Below are 15,890 nucleotides of genomic sequence, written 5' to 3' on the forward strand. Positions count from 1 at the left end.
CATGGCCTTTACCGACCCGTTCATCCGTCGCCCGGTGCTGGCCAGCGTGGTCAGCCTGCTGATCGTGCTGCTGGGGTTCCAGGCCTGGAGCAAACTGCCGATCCGCCAGTACCCGCAAATGGAAAACGCCCTGATCACGGTGACCACCGCTTACCCAGGGGCCAACGCCGAAACCATCCAGGGCTACATCACCCAGCCCCTGCAGCAGAGCCTGGCCAGTGCCGAAGGCATCGACTACATGACCTCGGTGAGCCGGCAGAATTTTTCGGTGATCTCGATCTACGCGCGCATCGGCTCCGACAGCGACCGGCTGTTCACCGAGCTGCTGGCCAAGGCCAACGAGGTCAAGAACAAGCTGCCCCAGGACGCCGAGGACCCGGTGCTGAGCAAGGAGGCCGCCGATGCCTCGGCGCTGATGTACATCAGCTTCTACAGCAAGGAGCTGAGCAACCCGCAGATCACCGACTACCTGTCGCGGGTGATCCAGCCCAAGCTCGCCACCCTGCCCGGCATGGCCGAAGCCGAGATTCTCGGCAACCAGGTGTTCGCCATGCGCCTGTGGATCGACCCGGTGAAGCTGGCCGGCTACGGCCTGAGCGCCGGCGATGTGACTGCCGCGGTGCGCCGCTACAACTTCCTGTCCGCCGCCGGCGAGGTCAAGGGCCAGTACGTGGTCACCAGCATCAACGCCACCACCGAACTCAAGTCGGCCGAAGCCTTCGCCGCCATCCCGCTCAAGACCAAGGGCGACAGCCGCGTGCTGCTGGGCGATGTGGCACGGGTGGAGATGGGCGCGGAGAACTACGACACGGTCAGCTCGTTCGACGGCACGCCGTCGGTGTACATCGGCATCAAGGCCACCCCGGCCGCCAACCCGCTGGACGTGATCAAGGAGGTGCGCAAGCTGATGCCGGAGCTGGAAGCGCAGTTGCCGCCCAACCTCAAGGCCTCCATCGCCTATGACGCCACGCTGTTCATCCAGGCCTCCATCGACGAGGTGGTCAAGACCCTGGTCGAGGCGGTGCTGATCGTGATCGTGGTGGTGTTCCTGTTCCTCGGTGCATTGCGCTCGGTGCTGATCCCGGTGATCACCATCCCGCTGTCGATGATCGGCGTGCTGTTCTTCATGCAATTGATGGGCTACTCGCTGAACCTGTTGACGCTGCTGGCGATGGTGCTGGCCATCGGCCTGGTGGTGGACGATGCGATCGTGGTGGTGGAGAACATCCACCGCCATATCGAGGAGGGCAAGACGCCGTTCGACGCCGCGCTGGAAGGCGCCCGGGAGATCGCCATGCCGGTGGTCTCGATGACCATCACCCTGGCGGCGGTGTACGCCCCCATCGGTTTCCTAGAGGGCCTCACCGGGGCCCTGTTCAAGGAGTTCGCCCTGACCCTGGCCGGGGCCGTGGTGATTTCCGGCATCGTCGCGCTGACCCTGTCGCCGATGATGTGTGCCCTGCTGCTGCGCCCGGAGCAGAACCCCAGCGGCCTGGCCCATCGTCTCGACCAGCTGTTCGAGCGGCTCAAGCGCCGCTACCAGACGCTTTTGCACGGCACCCTCGAGACCCGGCCGGTGGTGATCGTGTTCGCCCTGATCGTGCTGTGCCTGATCCCGGTGTTTCTGATGTTCAGCAAGAACGAGCTGGCCCCGGACGAAGACCAGGGCATCATCTTCATGATGGCCACCGCCCCGCAACCGGCCAACCTCGATTACCTGAACGCCTACACCGACGAGTTCATCACGATCTTCAAGTCATTCCCCGAGTACTACTCCTCGTTCCAGATCAACGGCTTCAACGGCGTGCAATCGGGCATCGGCGGCTTTCTGCTCAAGCCGTGGAACCAGCGCAGCCGCACCCAGATGGAGTTGCTTCCCGAGGTGCAGGCCAAGCTGGCGACCATCAGCGGCCTGCAGATCTTCGGCTTCAACCTGCCCTCCCTGCCGGGCACCGGCGAAGGCCTGCCATTTGCCTTCGTGATCAACACGCCGAATGACTACGTGTCGTTGCTGGAAGTGGCGCAGCGGGTCAAGGACCGCGCCCAGGCCTCGGGCAAGTTCGCCTTCCTGGACATCGATCTGGCATTCGACAAGCCGGAGGTGGTGGTGGATATCGACCGGGCCAAGGCGGCGCAGATGGGGGTGTCGATGGATGCCCTGGGCGGCACCCTGGCCACGCTGCTGGGCGAGGCCGAGATCAACCGCTTCACCATCGAGGGGCGCAGCTACAAGGTGATCGCCCAGGTCGAGCAGGCCTACCGCGACAACCCCGGCTGGCTGAACAACTACTACGTGAAGAACGAGCAGGGCCGGATGCTGCCCCTGTCGACCCTGATCAGCGTCAGCGACCGCGCGCGGCCGCGCCAGCTCAACCAGTTCCAGCAGCTGAACTCGGCGATCATCCAGGGCTTCCCGCTGGTGAGCATGGGCGAGGCCCTGGAGACGGTGCGCAGCATCGCCCAGCAGGAGGCACCGGCAGGCTTCGCCTTCGACTACAGCGGGCAGGCACGTCAGTTCGTGCAGGAAGGCAGTGCGCTGTGGGTGACCTTCGGCCTGGCGCTGGCGATCATCTTTCTGGTGCTGGCGGCGCAGTTCGAGAGTTTCCGCGACCCGCTGGTGATCCTGGTGACGGTGCCCCTGTCGATCTGTGGAGCATTGATTCCGCTGTTTCTGGGGTGGTCGAGCATGAACATCTACACCCAGGTGGGGCTGGTGACGCTGATCGGGCTGATCAGCAAGCACGGCATCCTGATCGTCGAGTTCGCCAACCAGTTGCGCCTGCACAGGGGGCTGACTGCGCGGGATGCCGTAGAGGAAGCGGCAGCGATACGCCTGCGGCCGGTGCTGATGACCACGGCGGCGATGGTATTCGGCATGGTGCCGCTGATACTGGCGACGGGCGCCGGGGCGGTGAGTCGGTTCGACATCGGCATGGTGATCGCCACCGGGATGTCGGTGGGCACGCTGTTCACGTTGTTCGTGTTGCCGTGCGTGTATACGTTGCTGGCCAGGAAGGAAATGCCAAGTACGGCGCTGGAATCGAGTTGAACGCATCGCGGGTCAAGCCCGCTCCCGCAAGGATCACTGCAACCCTGTGGGAGCGGGCTTGACCCGCGTCGATACACTTCATCACCCGTTGGAGCGCAGCCCCCGGCTCATGCCGAACAGGAACAACAGCAGGTCATGGTCCGGTTGCGCCGTGACGACCGGCTTGGCCGTCCGTGGCAGCGGACACTGCGCGCCCAGGTCGATGGAACTGAGCACCTGCGGACGCGGCTCCTCCCACGCGGCGAAAGCCACCGAAGCCACCGCCAACGCCACAAGCAGAAACAAACCTCGTGCTATTTCTAGTTTCATTGCTCTAAACCTTTGACAGCGCTGCCAAACGCCACTTCGTAAAAGTAGAGCAACTTCTTCCAGTCCGCATCGTCCCACGACGAATGGCGGCGCAGTTGCTTCAGGTCATTGGCGGCCGCACGCTGGCAGCTGATGCGCCGGCGGCACTTCTCCAGGTCCAGCAAGGCGACCTCGGCACGCGCATCCGCGCCCTCGCCGGTCACCTTCACGAAAATATGCTTGCTGTACAGGCAGCCATGCTGCCAGTGCCCGCGGTGCATGCGCGCCAGGTTGCCGGCCAGGTCCTCGAGCACCCGGTCGTGCAGCGCCTCGCCGTGCTGCTCGCGCCCGCCGCCGGCGTACCACAGGTCGATCTCCTCGAAACCATCCAGCGCCTCGCTGACCAGCAGCGCCCGCCACTGGTGCTGGGCATCGCGCTCCACGCCGCAATAGACGATATGCGGCACCCGCACGCCCAACTGCTCGAAACTGCTCAGGGCAGCGAACTCACGCAATACCGTGGGGCGACCGAAGGGGTGCAGCAGGCTGCGGTAGATATGCCCGACCTGGCGCTTGGCATACAGCAGATGGCCCGTCTCGTCGCTCAGGCGCTGCACGCCGCTTTCGCCGCCACGCCGCTGGTTGGGTGCCTCCACCCATTCGCCCTGGCGCTGCCAGAAGTAATCGAATTGATCCGAGACCGCCGTACCGCCCGTTCCTTCCACAGCCATTCCTTCACCCCTTGCGCAATACGTAAACTCGCCACATCGCATAGAACGGCAAAAAGTCCATTCGTTCCTGAATACGGAAACCTGCGGCCTCGAACTCCTGTTCAACCGTAGCAGCTGGTAACACAAAACGGTTCTGGTAACTGCCATCGGCCTGCCCGTTGTTACGGCGTGCTTCCAGGCGCTTACGCCGCCAGGCCTTGATGTTGCCGTCCACCCACAACGAGATGATCACGCTGTCGCGGCTAACCCGTTGAAACTCCGAAAGAATCGCCTTGCGATGGGCCGCTTCGCCAATGTGGTGGAACAGCCGCATGCAGAAAATGCTGTCTACCGCGTTGTCCGGCAGATCGATGGCGAAGGCTGATGTCTGCAAGGGCCGTACCCGTTTGACCACTTCTGCCGGTTGCGACCCGCAGGCGATCTGCAGCATGGCGGCGGAATTGTCGGCGCCGATGATCACGCGGTTGGCCTTTTCGGCCAGCAGCGGCCAGAAACGGCCGGCACCGCTGGGCAGGTCCAGCACCAGGCCAGGCTCCCCGGCCAGCGCCAGGGCACGCCGGGCCAATTGCTCGTCACGCTGGTGGGACAAGCGGCGGGCAATGCCGTCCTGGTGCTTGTGCAGGTACTGTTGAGCGTGCTGCTCGTCGTACTTCTCGGAAAACTTGAGCTTGATGGGACTGCGCATGGTGCATCTCCTGACTCCAATGCCGCCTACCTTAAGCAGGGCGACGTTGGCGTCAGGTCATGCGAACGTGAAAAAAATGTCAGGTTGCGTCGGTAAGTTACAAGGTGTTTCCGGGGGCCTGCGACCCGGCCGTGCCCAATTTCACATGGAACCGGCAACCATGGGGCTCGGCGGCGCTCAGGCTGACGCTCCAGCCCTGGTCCTCGCAGATCCGCTGCACCAGCGACAGGCCCAGCCCGAGCCCCTCCCCGCGTTTTTCGCCGCCGCGCACGAACGGCTGGAACATGGCCTCGCGATGCTCCTCGGGAATTCCCACGCCGCTGTCCTCGACGGTGAAGCCATCGGGCTCCAGGGTGAGGCGGATGTACCCCTGGTCGGTGTAGTGCGCCGCATTGCGCAGCAGGTTGCCCATCACCGATTGCAGGAACGTGGCGTTGTACAGGGTCGGCAGCGCGCCGGTGTCGTGGTAGGTGAGGGTCAGCCCCTTCTGCTCGATGGTGTCGCGCCAGACGCCGATCAGTTCGTTGCCCACCTCACGCAGGCTTGCCCGCGAAGCGACGGCACCCTCGTCGCGCTGGGCGCGGGCGAGCATGAGGAAGGTCTGCACCAGCTCGCGCATTTCTTCGGTGGCCCGCGAAATGCGTTCGACCTGGGCGCGGGCGCGATTGTCGATGGCCGGGTTCTCCAGCAGCAGCTCGCACGAGCTGGCCAGCACCATCAGGGGCGTGCGCAGTTCATGGCTGACATCGCTGGTGAACAGCCGCTCGCGGGTCAGTGCATCACGCAGGCGCCCCAGGGTGGCGTCGAAGGCCACCGCCAGTTGCCCCACTTCGTCGGCCGCGTAGTCCGGCGCCAGGGGCGGCGCCAGGCCCAGCAACTGGTCGCGGTGGCGCACCTGGCGCGCCAGCCGGATCACCGGGGCCATCACCCGCCGTGCCAGCACCCAGCCGAGGAACACCGCCAGTGCCAGGCTGAGCACGAAGCCCACCACCACCACGGCGAACAGCACACGCTCGCGTTCTTCGAAATCGCTCTGGTCCTGCAGCAGCACGTAGTGCCGCCCGTCCACCACCTCGACCATGGCGTGGTACGACAGGTGCTCGCGAAACACTTCGTGAAACCCCGGGGTGAGGTGACGCAGGTCCTTGGGCAGGTCGAAGTCGTCGCGCCCGCCACTGTAGTAGAACAACTGGTCGGGCCGCGGGCGGTGGCTCCACTCCGATACGCTGTCCATCAGCAGCATGCGCTTGAGGTCGCCCCCCAGTACCGAGGAGATCAGGCGCTCTTCCACCAGGTGCACGGTGGCCACGATGCCGAAGGCGAAGGCCCCGGCCACCAGCGCGCTCATCAGCGCGAAGGCGATGATGATGCGCTGGGCAAGGCTTTGCTTAAACTCCATCACGACCCTCGGCCAGTCGATAGCCAACACCGTGCACGGTATGCAGCAGGGGCTTGTCGAATGGCTTGTCGATCACCTGGCGCAACTGGTGGACGTGGCTGCGCAGGCTGTCGCTGTCGGGGCAGTCGTCGCCCCACAGGGCTTCTTCCAGTACCTCGCGGCGCAGCACGTGGGGGCTCTTCTGCATCAGCACTGCAAGCAGCTTGAGGCCGACCGGGTTGAGCTTGAGGAACTTGCCCTGGCGGGTGACCTCCAGGGTGTCGAGGTCGTAGCTGAGGTCGCCGACGTTCAGGCTGCGCCGGCCACCGCCCTGGGCCCGGCGCAGCACCGCTTCGATGCGGGCGGCCAGTTCCGACAGGGCGAACGGCTTGAGCAGGTAGTCGTCGGCGCCGGAGCGAAAGCCCTGCAGGCGGTCGTCGAGCTGGTCGCGGGCGGTCAGCATGATCACCGGGGTATCGCGCCGGGCATCCTCGCGCAGGCGCTTGCACAGCGTGTAGCCGTCGATGCCGGGCAGCATGATGTCGAGCACGATCAGGTCGTAGTGCTCGGTGGCAGCCAGGTGCAGGCCCGACAGGCCGTCCTGGGCGCAGTCGACGGTGTAGCCCTTGAGGCCCAGGTAATCGGCCAGGTTGGCCAGGATATCGCGGTTGTCTTCAACCAGTAGAATTCGCATCGGTACCTCTCCCCCGTCCTCGTTTGCCTGCTTGGCAGGCGCAGCTTAAGGCCATCGTCCAGGCCCCGCCAGCGCCGCATGGATTTAATCGCAACTGACATTTTTTTCACCCCAGCTTCACACATAGCGTAGGCGCGCCGGCACACAATCGGCAGTTTCCATTGCCTGCCTGGACCCTGCCATGCCTGCCATTCCCCCTTTGCCCGCGTCCCGCCCGCTGAACCTGTGGATTGCCCTGGGCATTCCGCTGCTGACCGCCGTGTGCCTGATCCTGCTGGAGCTGACCGACCTGGACATGGCCCTGGCCAACCTCGCGTTCGACCCGCAGGCGGGCCAGTTCATCGGTCGTCACAGCTATTTTCTCGAAGACATCCTGCATGACCGCGCCAAGGAGCTGGTCATCCTGTTCGCGGTGCTGGCCATCGTCGGCTTTGCCGCCAGCTTTGTGCTGCAGCGCCTCAAGAGCTGGCGCCGGGAACTGGGTTGCCTGGTGCTGGCGATGGGCCTGTCGACCGGCTTCGTGACGCCGCTCAAGGCCGCGACGGCGGTGCAGTGCCCCTGGAGCCTGAGCGAATTCGGCGGCCAGGAAACCTACAGCAAGCTGTTAGAGGCCCGCCCCGCCACCGACAAGCCAGGGCGCTGCTGGCCGGGCGGGCATGCGGCCACGGGGTTTACCCTGTTTGCGCTGTTTTTTGTCCTGCGTGATCGCAAGCCACGCCTGGCCAAGGCCGCGCTGGTGTTCGCCTTTGGCCTGGGGGTGGTGTTTTCGGTGGGCAGGATGCTGCAGGGCGCCCACTTCTTTTCGCACAATGTGTGGACAGCGGTGTTCTGCTGGCTGATCGGGTTGGGGTGCTACTGGCTGGTGTTGTATCGCAAGCCGTCACTGGCCGCTTCGCCAGCCAGGCTGGCACCTACAGGATTCGCTGAACGTCTGTAGGAGCCAGCCTTGCTGGCGAAGGGTTTCTGCCAGACATAAAAAAGCCCCGCACAAGGCGGGGCTCTTCTTCAAGCGGGTAAGGCTGGCTTACATCATGCCGCCCATGCCGCCCATGCCACCCATGCCGCCCATGTCAGGCATGCCACCGGCAGCCTTGTCTTCAGGCGCATCGGCAACCATGGCTTCGGTAGTGATCATCAGACCACCGATCGAGGCCGCGGCCTGCAGAGCCGAACGGGTCACCTTGGCAGGGTCCAGGATGCCCATTTCGATCATGTCGCCGTACTCGCCGGTAGCAGCGTTGTAACCGAAGTTGCCCGAACCTTGCTTGACCTTGTCGACTACCACGCTTGGCTCGTCGCCGGCGTTGGCAACGATCTGGCGCAGTGGGGACTCGACGGCGCGACGCAGCAACTGGATACCCACGTTCTGGTCTTCGTTGTCGCCCTTGAGCTCGGCAATGGCCTGCAGCGAGCGAACCAGCGCCACGCCACCGCCAGGTACCACGCCTTCTTCGACGGCTGCGCGGGTAGCGTGCAGAGCGTCTTCAACGCGGGCTTTCTTCTCTTTCATTTCAACTTCGGTGCCGGCACCGACCTTGATCACGGCAACACCGCCAGCCAGCTTGGCCAGACGCTCTTGCAGTTTTTCACGGTCGTAGTCCGAGGAAGTCTCTTCGATCTGGGCACGGATCTGCTTGACGCGTGCTTCGATGTCGGCTTCAACGCCAGCACCGTCGATGATGGTGGTGTTTTCCTTGGACAGGGTCACGCGCTTGGCGTTGCCCAGGTGCTCCAGGGTGGTCGACTCCAGGCTCAGGCCGATTTCTTCGGAGATCACGGTACCGCCGGTCAGGACGGCGATGTCCTGCAGCATGGCCTTGCGGCGGTCGCCGAAGCCAGGTGCCTTGACCGCAGCCACTTTCACGATGCCGCGCATGTTGTTGACCACCAGGGTAGCCAGCGCTTCGCCTTCGACGTCTTCAGCCACGATCAGCAGCGGACGACCGGCCTTGGCAACGGCTTCCAGTACTGGCAGCAGTTCGCGGATGTTGGAGATCTTCTTGTCGACCAGCAGCAGCAGCGGGCCGTCGAGCTCGGCAACCATGGTGTCCGGCTTGTTGACGAAGTAAGGGGACAGGTAGCCACGGTCGAACTGCATGCCTTCTACAACCGACAGTTCGTTTTCCAGGCCCGAGCCTTCTTCGACGGTGATCACGCCTTCTTTACCGACTTTTTCCATGGCTTCGGCAATGATTTCACCGATGGAGGTGTCGGAGTTGGCCGAGATGGTACCGACCTGAGCGATGGCCTTGGAATCGGCGCATGGCTTGGACAGGTTCTTCAGCTCTTTGACGATGGCGATGGTGGCCTTGTCGATACCGCGCTTGAGGTCCATCGGGTTCATGCCGGCAGCAACGGCCTTGAGGCCTTCGCTGACGATGGCCTGAGCCAGAACGGTAGCGGTGGTGGTGCCGTCGCCCGCTTCGTCGTTAGCCTTGGAGGCCACGTCTTTCAGCAGTTGGGCGCCCATGTTCTCGAAGGCGTCCTTGAGTTCGATTTCCTTGGCAACCGAAACACCGTCTTTGGTGATGGTTGGCGCGCCGAAGCTCTTGGCCAGAACCACGTTGCGGCCTTTCGGGCCCAGGGTCGCTTTTACCGCGTCAGCCAGAACGTTGACGCCAACCAGCATTTTCTTACGGGCGGAATCGCCGAATTTTACGTCTTTAGCAGCCATGATCGTTTAATCCTTGAATACTTTGGAGTAACGGGAAACCAGCGGATCAGCCTTCGATAACGGCGAGAATCTCGTTCTCAGCCATTACCAGCAGGTCTTCGCCGTCAACTTTCACAGTGTTGCTGCCCGAGTACGGGCCGAAAACCACCTTGTCACCCACTTTCACGGCCAGCGCGCGCACTTCGCCGTTGTCCAGGATGCGGCCGGTACCCACGGCGACGATTTCGCCACGGTTGGGTTTTTCAGCGGCCGAGCCTGGCAGAACGATACCGCCAGCGGTTTTCGATTCTTCTTCGCTGCGACGGATGACGACGCGGTCATGCAGAGGACGAAGCTTCATTGTCGATCTCTCCTGATAGTGGTTTTCATCGGCCGGTATCGTTACCGGCGTGTTGATGCTTTCGGCGTAGCCGATCGTGGACCGCGGGGCGGGCCACGCATGTATTGTCTGGGGCAAATGCCCAGAAACCTTGCGGTGACCCATACATGAGGTCGGCCAAGGCGATTACAAGGCTTGCCGATGAAAATTTTTGCAGGCCGGCGCGCCAAATGAAAAACGGCCCCGAAGGGCCGTTTCATGCTACGCGGGCGAGCGCTCGCGTCACGGGTCACGCTTTTCGTATTCGCCTTCGATCACATTGGGCTGACGCGGTGCACCTGGCGGCGCATTGAACGGGTCGTCGCCGAAGGCGCGCTGACGCATGGCCTGGGCTTCGGCGCGCTGGCGCAGCTTGTTGGCCAGCAACCGGCGGCTGAACGGCAACAGCACGATCAGGCCGATCACGTCGCTGATGAAGCCGGGGAGCAACAGCAGACCGCCACCCAGGGCCAGCATCAGGCCGTGGAACATGTCTTCGGCCGGCAATTCGCCGCGCTGCAGGCTCGCCCGCGCACGCAGCGCAGTGGCAAGGCCCGCGACCCGCACCACCAGCACACCGAGGGCCGAGCCCGCGATGATCAGCAGCAGCGCCGGGAAAAATCCGATCGCGGTGCTGACCTTGAAAAACACATACAGCTCGAGCACCGGGAAAAGCAGAAACAGCAGTAGAAAAGCACGCATCAAGGGTTCCTCTACGCAAGATGTCCTTGCAGGTACGACCTTAAATGGTTGCTGGCCGTTGCAATTTCAACCCTCGACCGCCTCGCGATCAGGCCACTGTTCGGCGCGGGCCAGCAAAACCAGGGCTTCGCGTACTTGTATCGGTGTATTGCAAGACCTTGGAAACGCCAGCCAGTGCAGGCCCTGGCCGATGCGCAGGTGCATGCCCTCGGTATCGATCCCTACCAGCGAGGCCGGTGCGCTGGCAGGCAGGCCGCTGAGCTCGACGTAGTGCGCGATGGCGTTGGCATGGTCGTCGTTCATGTGCTCGACCATGCTCACCTCGGCCTTGCCGGCGAACGGGTTGGCCAGGGTCACGTCGTCCAGCCAGTGAATCGCGCCGAAGCCGCCGATATAGCGATGGCGCACCGGCCTGAGCACCCAGAAGTCGAAGTCGTGGGCGCTGTGGTACTGGCTCGATTCGGGGAAGTAGCGGTAATAGCGCCCGGCGGCGGCCTCGATGGCCTCGGGGTCGGCCAGCTTGTGGGCCTCGGCCATCACGGTAAGACGACCCACCGCCTGCACGTCCTCGGCATCGCGCTCGCCTACCAGCAGCGAACACTTGGGGTCTTTTTGCAGGTTGTGGGTGTGCTGGGCAATGCGACTGATCAGGATCAGCGGGTTACCGTCGGCGTCCAGGCAATACGGCACCACGGAACCGAAGGGGAAGCCGGGCATCGATTTGGAATGGGTCGAGAGTACGCCACGGTACTCCTTGAGCAGCAGCTCTCTTGCCTGCCTTGCAGCCTTCGCGCTCACGGGGGTGCTCCTGGGAAAGGTGTGATCGCGACAAGCTAATCATTATCAGTGGCGATTGCCAAGGGGCCTGCAGGCGCCGGCCCCTGAATGCGAAAGCGGTTTACCAGGCCACGCCGAAGCCGACGGTGTAGCGCGTCTTGTCCAGGTCGCTGTCGCTGGTGCCGCTGATGATGTCCTTCTCGGCCTTCAGGTTCAGCGATGCCCATTCGGTGACCTTGTAGCGCAGGCCTACCTCGGCATCCAGGCTGTAGTCCGCCACGCCGCCCAGCGGCTTGCCAACCTCGCCGTTGGTGAACAGCTCGACCGACTTGCCGATCAGGTAGCGGTTGTAGTCCCACTTCACGCCCAGCGAATAGAAGTTGTCCTTGCCGCCGTCGCTGTACTCGTAGTCGGTGCGGTTGAGCAGCGAACCCAGCGAGAACGCGCCCAGCTCGTCGTCCCAGAACTGGTAGCCCGGGCCGGTACCGACCGTGCGCTGGCGGGTCAGGTCTTCGATGTGGTCGCGCTTGTAGTTCAGACGCCCCTGCCAGAACCACTGCTCGGTAATGAAGCGGTCCAGCGCGTATTCGGCGCTCCAGTTGTTGGTGGTGGTCGTGTCGTTCTTGGTCTCGCGGTTGTACTCGCCCTCGGCGTTATGCCGCCAGCGACCGTGACGGGCAGTGGTCTTGAAGTCGACGTCGTAGTCGTCACTGTCGGTCTCGGCGCGCTTGTAGTCCAGTGCCAGGTCGATGTTGCCCTTCCACAGCATGTCTTCGACCAGCGGCTTGGGCTTCATGATCTGCTGGATGCTGGCCAGTTCAACCGCCTTGGGCGCCTCGCCATTGGCCAGGATCACCTGGCCGTCTTCACCGGCCTGCAGCGACTTGGCCTTCTCGCCGGTGTAGGCGTCCTGCTTGACCAGCAGTTCCTGGTCGCTCTCCAGGGTCTTGACCTTCTTCCAGTCCAGCGCGATGGAGCCACCGTACTCGGTCTGCAGCACCAGCTTGCCACCGTCGAAGACCTTGATCTTGCCGCTGAGCCGGTCGCCGTTCTTCATCCATACGGTATCGGCCACCGCAGGGGCGCAGACACCGGTCATCACAAGGCACAACAAGGCTCTAGAATACATAGGCAGTACAGAAACTCGGGGTCGCAGAAAAATCGGGCATTATCCAGATACCCGCCAGCAGAACAAGGACTGACCCAGCCAATGCCGATGAGTTCAATTCGTATTTGTGCGCCCTGCCCCCTTCACTGCCCCGCAACGCCCCGATGAGCGCGGCCTTGACCGACGCGCAGCAGCGCGCAGAAGACCGACGGACGGCGCTCTACCTGGTGCTGGGCCAACTGCCGCCAGGCAAGGTGGTCAGCTATGGTGAACTGGCGGCCATCGCCGGCCTGGGCCGCGCGGCGCGTTGGGTGGGGCGCACCCTCAGCCAGTTGCCGAGCGACACTCGCCTGCCCTGGCACCGCGTGCTGGGCGCCGGCGGACGCCTGAGCCTGGCCCTTGGCACGCCCTCCGGGGATGAGCAGCGGGCCCGCCTGCGGGCCGAAGGGGTGACCGTCCGGAACAATCGTGTGGATATGTTGCGCCATGGCTGGCGCCCGATGGAGCACAGCGGTTAGAGTGCGCGCTTTGTTTTCGCAAACTTGAGGCAGATGTTGGCCCATGCCCCGTAAAACCTGGCGCGCTGCGCTCGCTGCCTATGCCAGCCCGTCGACCCTGGTGCTGTTGCTGCTCGGCTTTGCCGCCGGCCTGCCCTATATGTTGGTGTTCTCGACCCTGTCGGTATGGCTGCGCGAAGCCGGGGTTGCCCGTGAAACCATCGGTTATGCCAGCCTGATCGGCCTGGCCTACGCCTTCAAGTGGGTATGGTCGCCACTGCTGGACCAATGGCGCCTGCCATTGCTGGGCAAGCTTGGCCGACGCCGTTCCTGGCTGGTGCTGTCACAGATCCTGGTGGTCATCGGCCTGGTCGGCATGGGCTTTTGCGACCCGCAGAAGCACCTGTCGTGGCTGATCGCGCTGGCGGTGCTGGTGGCCTTCGCCTCGGCCACCCAGGACATCGCCGTGGATGCCTACCGCCTCGAGATCGCCGGCGACCAGCGCCAGGCCGCCCTGGCCGCCAGCTACATGGCCGGCTACCGGGTCGCCGCCCTGCTGGCCACCGCGGGCGCGCTGTTCTTTGCCGAAGGGTTCGGCTCCACCGGCTTCAGCTACAAGCACAGCGCCTGGACCGGCACCTATGTGCTGTTCGGCGTGCTGATGGTGCCCGCCCTGATCACCAGCCTGCTGATGCGCGAGCCGCCCGTCCCACTGCGTACCCAGCTGTCGGCGGCGCGCTACGGCTTCGGCCACCAGCTGGCCTCGGTCTTCGTGCTGATCATTCTGCTGGTGTCGGTACCGGCGATGTTCACCCAGCTGTACAACACCGATTTCGCCAGCGTGCTGTTCGAAGGCGCCAGCCTGCTCGACCTGCTGCTTGAAGACCGCGCCTTCCTGCGCGCGATCCTCTACATCACCCTCACCACGCTGTGCCTGTCGTCCATGGGGCGACGCGGGCTGGCCCCGGTGCTGACTCCGGTCAACGACTTCATCGTGCGCTACCGCTGGCAGGCGCTGCTGCTGCTGGGGCTGATCGCCACCTACCGCATGTCGGACACGGTGATGGGCGTGATGGCCAACGTGTTCTATATCGACCAGGGCTTCACCAAGGACCAGATCGCCAGCGTCAGCAAGATCTTCGGCCTGTTCATGACCCTGTTCGGGGCCGGCATGGGCGGCCTGCTGATCGTGCGCTTCGGCATCCTGCCGATCCTGTTCATCGGCGGTGTGACCTCCGCCGCGACCAACCTGCTGTTCCTGATGCTCGCCGACATGGGGCCGAACCTGCAGATGCTGGTGGTGACCATCTCGCTCGACAACTTCAGCTCGGGTCTGGCGACCTCGGCCTTCGTGGCCTACCTGTCGAGCCTGACCAACCTGAAGTTCTCGGCCACCCAGTACGCCCTGCTCAGCTCGATCATGCTGCTGTTGCCGCGCCTGATCGGTGGCTACTCAGGCGTGATGGTCGAGAAGTACGGCTATCACGACTTCTTCCTGATCACCGCGATGCTCGGGGTGCCAACGCTGATCCTGATCGCCTTGCACTGGCACCAGGAACTGCGGCGCGGCAAGCTGGCCCCCGTGGAGCCCGAGACCACCGAGCGCCCCGGAGCCTAGGCCAGCGACGCCAGTTCGGCGTCGTCCTGCAGCACCGTGCGCAACGGCCACAGCGCCAGCAACCCGGCGCAACCTGCCGCCAGGGCGAAGCTCAACAGGCTCGCCCCTGCCCCCAGCATCGCCAGCAAGGCACCGCCCAGGCCCAGCAAGGCGATGGTGATCATGCCCAGCATCGCCGACACCAGGCCCTTGCTCTGCTCGCTGGAGAACAGCGTCATGCGGTACAGCACCGCGTTGGCGATGCCCAGGCCCAGTGCGTACAGCGACATGCCCGCCACCAGGCTGAACACCGAGGGGTACAGCCAGGTGCCCAGCATGGCCGCGCCCAGGCCGATCAGATACGGCCACAGGGCCTTGCGGATCAGCGCGCGCAGGCTGTAGCGCTCGGCAATGCGGTTGATGATCAGGTTGCCCGCAATCAGGCCGCCGAACACCGGCAATTGCCACAGTGCATAGTCCAGGGTGCTCAAGCCCTCGTCATGAATCAGCAGCACCGGCGACAGACCGATCCAGCCGATCAGCGGCAGGCCCACCAGGCCCAGGGCAGCGCTGCCGGCAACGAAGCGGCGGTTGCCCAGCAGTTGCCCGTAACCGGCCAGCAAGGGCAGCAGGTGGATGGGCTGGAAGGCCAGGCGCGTACCGTCGCGCCTCTCCACCCCCAGGGTTTCAGGCATGAAGCGGTACAGCGCGCACCAGGTCAGCACGGCGAACCCTGCGAACAGTACGAACAGCCAGCGCCACGACACCCATTCCAGCAGCACGGTGCCTACCAGTGGGCCGAGCAGCGGCGAAAGCAGCGCGATGTTGGCCAGCAGGGCCATCATGCGCACCGCATCCGCCTCGCTGAAGGCTTCGTTCAGGGCCGGGTAGCTGACCGTGACCACAAAGCCCAGGCCGATACCCTGCAACAGGCGCAGCAGGTTGAACAGCTCGATGCCCTCGACCCAGTAGGTGGCCAGGCAGGCCAGGCAGAAGATGGCGCACCCCCACAGCAGCAGCGGGCGCCGCCCGTAGCGGTCGGCCAGCGGGCCGATCAGCCACTGCAGCAGCACACCGCCAAGCAGGTAGAGGTTCAGCGCATGGGGGATGAATTCGGGGCTGGCATTCAGGTCGCCCACCACCGTGGGCATGGCAGGCATCACCACGTCGCTGGCCAGGTAGGTCAGCAACTCGAACAACGCCAGGGTCATGGCGAAACAGAATGCCCGGAACGGGGTGATGTTTATCAGCGGGGTAAGCATGGCAAGGCCTGGCAGGGAAAATCAGCCAGCCTGTATGCCAGAAAAGGCAAAGGTCGGACAGTAACAAGAAGTGAACAAGTGTAATCGGTA

The 15,890-nt window shown here is 63.9% G+C and carries 15 protein-coding genes; 4 read left to right on the forward strand and 11 right to left on the reverse strand.

The features are described 5' to 3' along the window. Window position 1: 1 nt before the first annotated feature. On the forward strand, window positions 2-3,049 hold the full coding sequence (locus tag DN388_RS02815; protein ID WP_123752842.1) for a multidrug efflux RND transporter permease subunit: 3,048 nt from the start codon (window positions 2-4) through the stop codon (window positions 3,047-3,049). A gap of 81 nt (window positions 3,050-3,130) precedes the next feature. On the opposite strand, the gene DN388_RS02820 is transcribed toward DN388_RS02815, so the two are convergent. From DN388_RS02820 to colR, 5 genes are all read right to left on the reverse strand, one after another. Further along, complete coding sequence (locus DN388_RS02820; RefSeq protein WP_043862096.1) at window positions 3,131-3,358, reverse strand: hypothetical protein; 228 nt, start codon at window positions 3,356-3,358, stop codon at window positions 3,131-3,133. Then, the gene (locus DN388_RS02825; protein ID WP_254996600.1) at window positions 3,355-4,068 is read right to left on the reverse strand and encodes a lipopolysaccharide kinase InaA family protein; all 714 of its coding nucleotides are present in this window, start codon (window positions 4,066-4,068) and stop codon (window positions 3,355-3,357) included. The genes DN388_RS02820 and DN388_RS02825 overlap by 4 nt, the downstream gene beginning before the upstream one ends. A gap of 4 nt (window positions 4,069-4,072) precedes the next feature. Continuing rightward, on the reverse strand, window positions 4,073-4,753 hold the full coding sequence (locus tag DN388_RS02830; RefSeq protein ID WP_043862094.1) for a class I SAM-dependent methyltransferase: 681 nt from the start codon (window positions 4,751-4,753) through the stop codon (window positions 4,073-4,075). Window positions 4,754-4,850: 97 nt separating this feature from the next. Further along, complete coding sequence (locus tag DN388_RS02835; protein ID WP_100633518.1) at window positions 4,851-6,152, reverse strand: HAMP domain-containing sensor histidine kinase; 1,302 nt, start codon at window positions 6,150-6,152, stop codon at window positions 4,851-4,853. Beyond that, window positions 6,142-6,825 (reverse strand): two-component system response regulator ColR, encoded by a 684-nt coding sequence (colR, locus tag DN388_RS02840; protein WP_043862092.1) that lies wholly within the window; start codon window positions 6,823-6,825, stop codon window positions 6,142-6,144. The genes DN388_RS02835 and colR overlap by 11 nt, the downstream gene beginning before the upstream one ends. Before the next feature lie 181 nt (window positions 6,826-7,006). On the opposite strand from colR, the gene DN388_RS02845 reads away from it, so the two are divergent. Then, a complete protein-coding gene (locus DN388_RS02845) occupies window positions 7,007-7,762 on the forward strand; it encodes a phosphatase PAP2 family protein (RefSeq protein WP_043862091.1) in 756 nt (251 codons plus the stop codon). A gap of 87 nt (window positions 7,763-7,849) precedes the next feature. On the opposite strand, the gene groL is transcribed toward DN388_RS02845, so the two are convergent. From groL to DN388_RS02870, 5 genes are all read right to left on the reverse strand, one after another. Then, entirely contained in the window at window positions 7,850-9,499 is a 1,650-nt protein-coding gene (gene groL / locus DN388_RS02850) for a chaperonin GroEL (RefSeq protein WP_043862090.1), read from the reverse strand. 46 nt (window positions 9,500-9,545) lie between these two features. After that, on the reverse strand, window positions 9,546-9,839 hold the full coding sequence (locus tag DN388_RS02855; protein WP_009050540.1) for a co-chaperone GroES: 294 nt from the start codon (window positions 9,837-9,839) through the stop codon (window positions 9,546-9,548). A gap of 261 nt (window positions 9,840-10,100) precedes the next feature. Then, window positions 10,101-10,559: an FxsA family protein gene (locus DN388_RS02860; protein WP_054914827.1), complete on the reverse strand. Its 459-nt coding sequence runs from the start codon at window positions 10,557-10,559 to the stop codon at window positions 10,101-10,103. Window positions 10,560-10,625: 66 nt separating this feature from the next. Then, window positions 10,626-11,357: a HugZ family protein gene (locus tag DN388_RS02865; protein WP_088515535.1), complete on the reverse strand. Its 732-nt coding sequence runs from the start codon at window positions 11,355-11,357 to the stop codon at window positions 10,626-10,628. Between the two features lie 100 nt (window positions 11,358-11,457). After that, window positions 11,458-12,465 carry a DUF481 domain-containing protein gene (locus tag DN388_RS02870; RefSeq protein WP_043862087.1) on the reverse strand — a complete coding sequence of 336 codons (1,008 nt, stop codon included), beginning with the start codon at window positions 12,463-12,465 and terminating at the stop codon, window positions 11,458-11,460. Window positions 12,466-12,608: 143 nt separating this feature from the next. On the opposite strand from DN388_RS02870, the gene DN388_RS02875 reads away from it, so the two are divergent. Both DN388_RS02875 and DN388_RS02880 read left to right on the forward strand, forming a co-directional pair. Next, window positions 12,609-12,962 (forward strand): MGMT family protein, encoded by a 354-nt coding sequence (locus DN388_RS02875; RefSeq protein WP_043862086.1) that lies wholly within the window; start codon window positions 12,609-12,611, stop codon window positions 12,960-12,962. Between the two features lie 43 nt (window positions 12,963-13,005). Next, window positions 13,006-14,559: an AmpG family muropeptide MFS transporter gene (locus DN388_RS02880; protein WP_043862085.1), complete on the forward strand. Its 1,554-nt coding sequence runs from the start codon at window positions 13,006-13,008 to the stop codon at window positions 14,557-14,559. On the opposite strand, the gene DN388_RS02885 is transcribed toward DN388_RS02880, so the two are convergent. Then, window positions 14,556-15,800: an MFS transporter gene (locus tag DN388_RS02885; RefSeq protein WP_043862084.1), complete on the reverse strand. Its 1,245-nt coding sequence runs from the start codon at window positions 15,798-15,800 to the stop codon at window positions 14,556-14,558. The two genes, DN388_RS02880 and DN388_RS02885, sit on opposite strands and share 4 nt — an antisense overlap. Between the last annotated feature and the right edge of the window lie 90 nt (window positions 15,801-15,890).

The sequence above is a fragment of the Pseudomonas sp. S12(2018) genome (assembly GCF_024355235.1).
Classification (GTDB): domain Bacteria; phylum Pseudomonadota; class Gammaproteobacteria; order Pseudomonadales; family Pseudomonadaceae; genus Aquipseudomonas; species Aquipseudomonas palmensis.

Excerpts from the sequence above, each read along its gene's own strand:
- DN388_RS02815 (WP_123752842.1), top strand. The coding sequence starts at position 2 with ATGGCCTTTACCGACCCGTTCATCCGTCGCCCGGTGCTGGCCAGCGTG.
- DN388_RS02820 (WP_043862096.1), bottom strand. The coding sequence starts at position 3,358 with ATGAAACTAGAAATAGCACGAGGTTTGTTTCTGCTTGTGGCGTTGGCG.
- DN388_RS02825 (WP_254996600.1), bottom strand. The coding sequence starts at position 4,068 with ATGGCTGTGGAAGGAACGGGCGGTACGGCGGTCTCGGATCAATTCGAT.
- DN388_RS02830 (WP_043862094.1), bottom strand. The coding sequence starts at position 4,753 with ATGCGCAGTCCCATCAAGCTCAAGTTTTCCGAGAAGTACGACGAGCAG.
- DN388_RS02835 (WP_100633518.1), bottom strand. The coding sequence starts at position 6,152 with ATGGAGTTTAAGCAAAGCCTTGCCCAGCGCATCATCATCGCCTTCGCG.
- colR (WP_043862092.1), bottom strand. The coding sequence starts at position 6,825 with ATGCGAATTCTACTGGTTGAAGACAACCGCGATATCCTGGCCAACCTG.
- DN388_RS02845 (WP_043862091.1), top strand. The coding sequence starts at position 7,007 with ATGCCTGCCATTCCCCCTTTGCCCGCGTCCCGCCCGCTGAACCTGTGG.
- groL (WP_043862090.1), bottom strand. The coding sequence starts at position 9,499 with ATGGCTGCTAAAGACGTAAAATTCGGCGATTCCGCCCGTAAGAAAATG.
- DN388_RS02855 (WP_009050540.1), bottom strand. The coding sequence starts at position 9,839 with ATGAAGCTTCGTCCTCTGCATGACCGCGTCGTCATCCGTCGCAGCGAA.
- DN388_RS02860 (WP_054914827.1), bottom strand. The coding sequence starts at position 10,559 with ATGCGTGCTTTTCTACTGCTGTTTCTGCTTTTCCCGGTGCTCGAGCTG.
- DN388_RS02870 (WP_043862087.1), bottom strand. The coding sequence starts at position 12,465 with ATGTATTCTAGAGCCTTGTTGTGCCTTGTGATGACCGGTGTCTGCGCC.
- DN388_RS02875 (WP_043862086.1), top strand. The coding sequence starts at position 12,609 with ATGAGCGCGGCCTTGACCGACGCGCAGCAGCGCGCAGAAGACCGACGG.
- DN388_RS02880 (WP_043862085.1), top strand. The coding sequence starts at position 13,006 with ATGCCCCGTAAAACCTGGCGCGCTGCGCTCGCTGCCTATGCCAGCCCG.
- DN388_RS02885 (WP_043862084.1), bottom strand. The coding sequence starts at position 15,800 with ATGCTTACCCCGCTGATAAACATCACCCCGTTCCGGGCATTCTGTTTC.